Raw genomic sequence first — 6,436 nt, 5'->3', positions numbered from 1 at the left:
CGGCTGCGTCCGCTGGTGCCGCCGTTGGTGGAGGAGACCCTGGAGGGCATCCGGCTCCGCGCGGAGTCCCACGCCACGATCCTGGAACCAGCCGACGTCGAGGACCTGCGGCGGGTGGTCGACACAGGACTGCGCTCCTTCCTGGACCGGGTGGAGGGCGGCGGCCGTTCCTCCGAGCACGTGGACGCCCTGGCCACCGAGTTCCGGGCGTTCGGTGCCGGTGAGGCTCGGCACGGGCGCTCCCTGGAATGCCTGCACACGGGGATGCGCACGGCGGCGGCCGTGGCGTGGCGGCGGCTGGCCGACGCCGAAGCTCTCACACGCGACCACATGGCGGTGCTGGGAGAGGCGGTCTTCGCGTTCCAGGAGGAGATCTCGGCCGCCGCCGTGGAGGGGCACACGCGGGTGCGCGGCGCGGGGGTGGAGGCGCTGCGCCGTCGCCGGACACGGCTGCTGGAGGTACTGCTGGCCGAGGCGGGGACGGGGCAGGAGGCGGAGGCGGTGCCCACGCTGGCCCGTGCGGCCCGGTGGCGGTTGCCCGAACGGGTGGCGGTGGCGCTGCTGTACCGGAAGACGGACGGTGGGGCGGAAGCGGCGGCGGACGCGCTGTCGGCGGATGGGGAGGACGTGGGGTCAGGGGCGGGAGCGGGGGCGCTCGCGCTGCCCCCGGACGTCCTGGCGGGTCTGGACCGGGTGGAGCCGTGCGCGCTGGTGCCCGACCCGGAGGGGCCGGGGCGGTTGCGGGCCCTGGAGCGTTCACTGCGCGGATCCTGCGCGGTGCTGGGACCGAGCGTGCCCCTGGACCAGGCGCCGGTGTCGTTGGGCCGGGCGCGGGACCTGGTGGAACTCGTGCGCACGGGTGTGGTGCCGGGTGAGGGCGTGGTCCGCTGGAGCGACCACCTGCCCACGCTGCTGCTGTCGCGGGACACCGGGCTGGTCGCGGAGATGGCGCGGTCCCGATTGGCGCCGCTGGCCCGGCTGCGACCACCGCAGCGGGAACGGATGGCCGACACCCTGTTGGCCTGGCTGGAGTCGGGGCTGAACGCCAACGAGGCGGCGGAGCGGCTACGCATCCACCCGCAGACCGTGCGCTACCGGATGCGTCAGCTGGAGGAGCTGTTCGGCGCACGGCTGCGCGGGCCCGGTGACCGCTTCGAGTTGGAGCTGGTCCTGCGGGCCCGCCGGCTTCTCGGTCCCGTGGAGGAGGAGGGCTGGCGGCAGCGGCGCGGCTCGGGACGGACGGGAGGATGAGGGGCGGGAACGGACGGGAGGCGGGTGACCGGTGAGTGGGGGGTGAAGGCGAGTGGGGGGTGAACAGGTGGGTGGGGTGACGGTTGGGTGATGGGCGGAAGGCGTGTGAGGAGCGGGGGATGGACGGGTGGCCTCCTCCCGAACCCGCCCCGTAACCCGCCCCGGAGCTGGCCCGGAGGCCGGTCCGGGGCGGTTGTCCACAGGTGGGAGATCGGCCTTCCGTCGGATGGTCGCCGAAGGCTAGCCTGGTAAGTGGGGGGTTCCCAGGACCCCGGCTTCGGCCTGCCCGCGGACGGACCTCGTCGGCTCCTGCCCCCGTCAGCCGCTCGGGGCCAGGGCCCGCACGACCGCGGCCGGGTCCGCCTTCGGCGGTGTGATCGGCGCGATCACCGGAGTGGTGACACCGTTGTCGGCGTAGGCCCGGATCCGCTCACGGCAGTACGCGGCGGGGCCGTGCACGATGAGATCGTCCACCACCGAGTCCGGGATCGCGGCCAACGCTCCCCGACGATCACCCTCGTCCCACGCCTTCCACATCGGGGTGAGCTCCTCACGGCCCAGCCATTCGTGGAAAGCCCGGTAGACGGGGACGTTGAGGTAGGCCGAGATGGCCCAGCGGCCGATCTCGCGGGCGGTGTCCGCGTCGGTGTCGGGGATCGCGAAGATCCGCGCGACGACCTCCTTGTCCTCGCCGTAGCGCCGCACGTAGGGGGTCACCTTACGCACGTCCTCCGCCGACAGCCAGTTGATGATGGCGCCGTCACCCTCGCGTCCGGCGAGCTTGAGCATGCCCGGGCGCAGGGCCGCCACCAGCAGTGGCGGAGTCTGTTCGGGGACCGCTCCGAGCGTGAAACCCCTGACGCTGAAGGTGTCGTAGTCCTCCTTGACCTTCTGTCCGGTGAGCGCGGCCCGCAGGAAGCGCACGGTGTCGCGCACCTTCTTGTAGGGCTCCTCGAAGGGGATGGAGTTCCACCGCTCCACGATGACGTTGGAGGAGGTGCCCACGCCCAGCGCGAACCGGCCCGGCGCGGCGGCGGCCAGGGTGGCGGCGCTCATCGCCAGGGTGGCCGGGCCGCGCGTGTAGGCGGGCACGATCGCGGTGCCCAGACGCAGTTCGGGGGCCCACACGCTGGCCAGGGCGAGCGGGGTGAAGGCGTCGGTGCCGTTGGCCTCGGCCGACCAGGCGTCGGTGTAACCCAGGTCCGGCAGCCGCTCGATGACGGATCGTTGTTCGGGGAGCGGTACTCCCTCCAGAGGGATGGTGATGCCCCAGCGAGTGGTCATGGCGACTCCCTGTCGGTGAAGACCGAATCCGGTTCTTGTGCCGTGTCGGCACGACCATACCGCCCGGTCGGTCTGTTGTCCCGGGCCGGGGGAGGGCAGTCGTTTCGGCCTCCCCGAACGGCCGCCTACGGCCGCCGCCCTCCGACACGGCGTCCACGCGCTGGGACGTGCGCGTCCGGTGGGGCGTATGTTCGTAGGGCCCGGGACCGGGAGCCCGTCGACGGTGACTCCCCGAACGGGCGGCAGAAGCGCATCCCAGACGAACGAAGGAGGCCCCTTCGTGGCCACGCCACCCTCCCCCTACGACTTCCTGCCCCAGGTCGCGTCGTTCACCGTCACCAGCGACGACGTGGCCGACGGTCAGACCCTGCCCCGGGCCCAGGTCAGCGGGATCATGGGCGCCGGAGGCGAGGACGTCTCACCGCACCTGTCCTGGAGCGGCTTCCCCGAGGGGACGCGGAGCTTCGCCGTCACCTGCTTCGATCCGGACGCGCCCACCGCCAGCGGTTTCTGGCACTGGGCGGTGGCGAACGTTCCCGTCGAGGTCACCGAGTTGGCGACGGGCGCGGGAGACGGCTCCGGGATTCCGGAGTCGGCCGTGACGCTCCGCAACGACGCCGGGAGCCACCGCTACATCGGTGCCGCCCCGCCCCCCGGGCACGGCCCGCACCGGTACTTCTTCGTGGTGCACGCCGTGGACGTGCCCCGCCTGGAGGTGGACGAGTCGGCGAGCCCGGCCTTCCTGGGCTTCAACCTGTTCTCGCACGCGCTGGGCCGCGCGATGATCACCCCCGTCTACGAGGTGAAGTAGGCCCGGAACCCGGCCCCTGCGGACGGGACCACCCGACATGTCGGGGGCGGGCGGTGTGGCGTTGCCGCACCGCCCGCCCCCGGCCTTTTCCTCCCGGGGGCCGGTGCGTACACGCGCAGGAGGCGCGTTCGGTTGTCCCGACAACCGGATTCGGCCAATTCCCAGTGATCGGGCACCCCGCGGTCTAGGCTCGGTAACCATCCCCCGCCAGTCCGCCGTCCACGTCGGAAAGGGTTCAACCGGTGCCACAGCAGCCTGCGAGGAAACCGACCGTGGTGGTCACGACAGCCGGATCGGCTCCCACGCCCGGGACCATCATCCACCTGCGCGAACACGGTTTCCGTGTGGTGGCGACCGATGTGGACCCCGCCGCCCCCGGCCTGTACCTGGCCGACCGCGGACACCTCGTACCACCGGGTGACAGCGCGGCGTTCCTGCCGCGGATGCGGGCGCTGTGCGCGGAGGAGGAGGCCGTCGCGGTCGTCCCCCTGGTGGACGAGGAGCTGGTCCGGGTGGTCGAGCTCGCCAAGGACGGTGTGACGGTGCTGCTCCCGCGGTTGGACTTCGTCACCACCTGCCTGGACAAGTACGTGCTGATGCGGGAGTTGGAGGACGCCGGGATCGGGGTGCCGCGTACCTGGCTGGCCTCGGAGTGGCCGAGCGACGCGGCGAACTCCGCGTCCGGGGGCCTCATCGTCAAACCGCGCAGTGGGCGGGGCAGCCGCGGGGTGGTGGTCATCGACTCGGTCCACGACATGGCGCGTGTGGTGTCCGAGGGTGGCTACGCGGCAGACGAACTGATCGTGCAGGAGCGGATCAGGGGCCCCGAGTACACGGTGTCCGTGGTGGTGTGGCGGGACGGCGAGGTCCAGGCCGTCGTACCCAAGGAGGTCGTCCTCAAGCAGGGGGTCACCAGGTACGCGGTCACCCGGCACCACCGTGAGGTGGCCCGTGTCTGCCGGGCGATCCAGGCCGCGTTGCGCGCCGACGGCCCGTTCAACGTGCAGCTGTGTCTGGACGCGGACGGCAGGCCGAGGGTGTTCGAGATCAATCCGCGCTTCTCCTCCACCGCGTCGCTCACCGCGGCCGCCGGAGTCGACGAGATCGCCGGTCTGCTGAGGCAGGCCGTCGCGGACGGGCCCCGCCTGACCGACGAGTGGCGTGAGGGGGTGGCGATGGTACGGCGTTGGACGGAGGACTTCCTCACCGAGTCTGAGTTCACCTCGCACGGCATCTCGCCCGCTCCCCCGAGCACCGCGGACCTGCCCGGACAGATGTCGACGAGCGGTACGGGCGCGGCTCCCATCGCGCCGGTGCGTGTGCGGTGACCGGGGCGGACGCCGACGAGGTGGGGACCACTCGGAGCGGTCCGGCTCCTGAGGGGGGCGCGATGGCGGATCCGCGTCCGTTGTCCGAGGCGTTGGGGGCGGCGGTCGTGGAGGTCGGCGGCCTGCTGCGCACGTGGCGGTCCGACACGACCGCGCTCAGCGGGGTGTGGGAGGGAAGCCAGTTCAAGGCCAGGGCCGACGCCATGGCCCACCGTGCGCTGTCGGAACGGTTGACGGCGATCGACGGACGGATCCCGGTGGTCAGCGAGGAGGACCCCGAGTCACTGCGCGGGGAACGGCCGCCACGGTACTGGCTCATCGACCCCATCGACGGAACCGCCAGTTACGTCCACGGGTTCGCTGGATACGTCACACAGGCCGCGTTGGTGATCGGAGGTCGGCCGGAGGTCGCCGCGGTGTTCGCGCCCGAGACCGGAACCCTGTACACGGCCGTTCGCGGCCGGGGGGCTCGCCGTGACGGATGTCCGCTGCCTCCCTGTGAGGCGGCCCCACCCGGTCGGGGTGTGCTCACCGACAACACTCCCGAACCGCGGGGGATCACCCGCCGGGTCCACGAACACTTCGGGTATGGCGGGTACCTGGAGAGCGGCAGTATCTCGCTGAAGCTGTGCCTGGTCGCCGAGGGTTCCGCGCACCTGTTCGTCAAGGACGTGCCGGTACGCGACTGGGACGTGGCGGCACCCGCCCTCATCCTGGAGGAGGTGGGCGGCCTGGTCACACGCCTGGACGGCAGCCCGTTCGGTTACTCGGGAACCTACGAGCACACCGGGCTGGTCGGCGCCGCGGACCCTGCCACGTGTCAGATCGTCGCCCGTTGGCTCGCCGGCTGATCCGCCTCCGGGGACCCGCCCGGATACGTCACCCAACGGGCACCGACTCACTTTCCGTGTATCCCTTTTCCACGCCGGGTGCGGCGCGTATCGTGTGGTCACCAACTCGCGCCTTTGGGGGTGGGAAGTGGAGGACCAACGCCTGCCGCTGAACCAGATGCGCGCCTCGGACGCCGAACGCGATCTCACCGTGGACTACCTCACCACCGCGTTCGTCGAGGGCCGCCTGGACCACGAGGAGTACGATCGCCGTGTCGGTCTGGCCCTGGGCTCCGTGCTGTTAGGTGAGCTGCACGCACTGACCGCGGACCTTCCCGTACCCCAACTGCCGACACCCAGGATTCCCCCGAGTCCCAGGCCCGCGGAAAGCGGGATCACGGGAGCCGGAGCCATGGGCATGGAACTTCCCGCATGGGAAGCCACCGCATGGGGAGCAGCACCGCCCAAGGCCTCTCCCCGGCCGTCCCTCCACCCTGAGGCTGACCACACCGCCCCGGGCTCCCAGCACGGTCCCCGTCTTCGGCACGACGAACGCCTCACCGGAAGCGAGCTGTCCGCTCTCCCCGCTCCCTGGCGTGAATGGGGCGACGAATGGCGCTGGTGGCTGGGTGTCGCGGTGGTTCTCACCAGCGTGTGGGGGGTGGTGAGCCTGATGGGCGGCGAACTCGTGCCCTACTGGCCGCTGGTACCACTGGGTATCTGGGGTGCTGTACTGCTCGCCTCCGCTATCTGGCCGAGCGAGGAGGAACCGCCCTGACGCCTGACACCTGGCCCACAGCGTCCGGTTTCTGACGCCCGCGCCCGACACCCGACTCCTTTGACGCTCAGGTTGCTGATAGCGAAGGTATGCGGCGTCGGCGCCAACGGCAGAAGCGGCTGTGGAAGGGCGACCAACGCCTGGGGTTCGGGGG

General features: G+C 71.6%; 6 protein-coding genes. 5 read left to right on the top strand and 1 reads right to left on the bottom strand.

Annotated features, from left to right (window positions below):
• On the top strand, nt 1-1,251 hold a 1,251-nt coding region (locus D455_RS30935; protein ID WP_017572212.1), incomplete at its 5' end, for a PucR family transcriptional regulator.
• A 318-nt stretch (nt 1,252-1,569) separates the two neighbouring features.
• Here D455_RS30935 and D455_RS0118565 read toward each other — a convergent pair.
• A complete protein-coding gene (locus tag D455_RS0118565) occupies nt 1,570-2,535 on the bottom strand; it encodes an LLM class F420-dependent oxidoreductase (RefSeq protein ID WP_017572211.1) in 966 nt (321 codons plus the stop codon).
• A gap of 280 nt (nt 2,536-2,815) precedes the next feature.
• On the opposite strand from D455_RS0118565, the gene D455_RS0118560 reads away from it, so the two are divergent.
• From D455_RS0118560 to D455_RS0118545, 4 genes are all read left to right on the top strand, one after another.
• The gene (locus D455_RS0118560; protein ID WP_017572210.1) at nt 2,816-3,346 is read left to right on the top strand and encodes a YbhB/YbcL family Raf kinase inhibitor-like protein; all 531 of its coding nucleotides are present in this window, start codon (nt 2,816-2,818) and stop codon (nt 3,344-3,346) included.
• A 275-nt stretch (nt 3,347-3,621) separates the two neighbouring features.
• Nucleotides 3,622-4,674: an ATP-grasp domain-containing protein gene (locus D455_RS0118555; protein ID WP_026122762.1), complete on the top strand. Its 1,053-nt coding sequence runs from the start codon at nt 3,622-3,624 to the stop codon at nt 4,672-4,674.
• Between the two features lie 62 nt (nt 4,675-4,736).
• On the top strand, nt 4,737-5,525 hold the full coding sequence (locus tag D455_RS0118550) for a 3'(2'),5'-bisphosphate nucleotidase CysQ family protein (protein ID WP_017572208.1): 789 nt from the start codon (nt 4,737-4,739) through the stop codon (nt 5,523-5,525).
• A gap of 127 nt (nt 5,526-5,652) precedes the next feature.
• Entirely contained in the window at nt 5,653-6,282 is a 630-nt protein-coding gene (locus tag D455_RS0118545) for a DUF1707 SHOCT-like domain-containing protein (RefSeq protein WP_017572207.1), read from the top strand.
• Nucleotides 6,283-6,436: the final 154 nt, after the last annotated feature.

This window comes from Nocardiopsis halotolerans DSM 44410, from assembly GCF_000341065.1.
Taxonomy (GTDB): Bacteria; Actinomycetota; Actinomycetes; order Streptosporangiales; family Streptosporangiaceae; genus Nocardiopsis; species Nocardiopsis halotolerans.
Note: the sequence above shows the minus strand (reverse complement) of the source record. Positions and strands in the feature narration are given on the sequence as shown.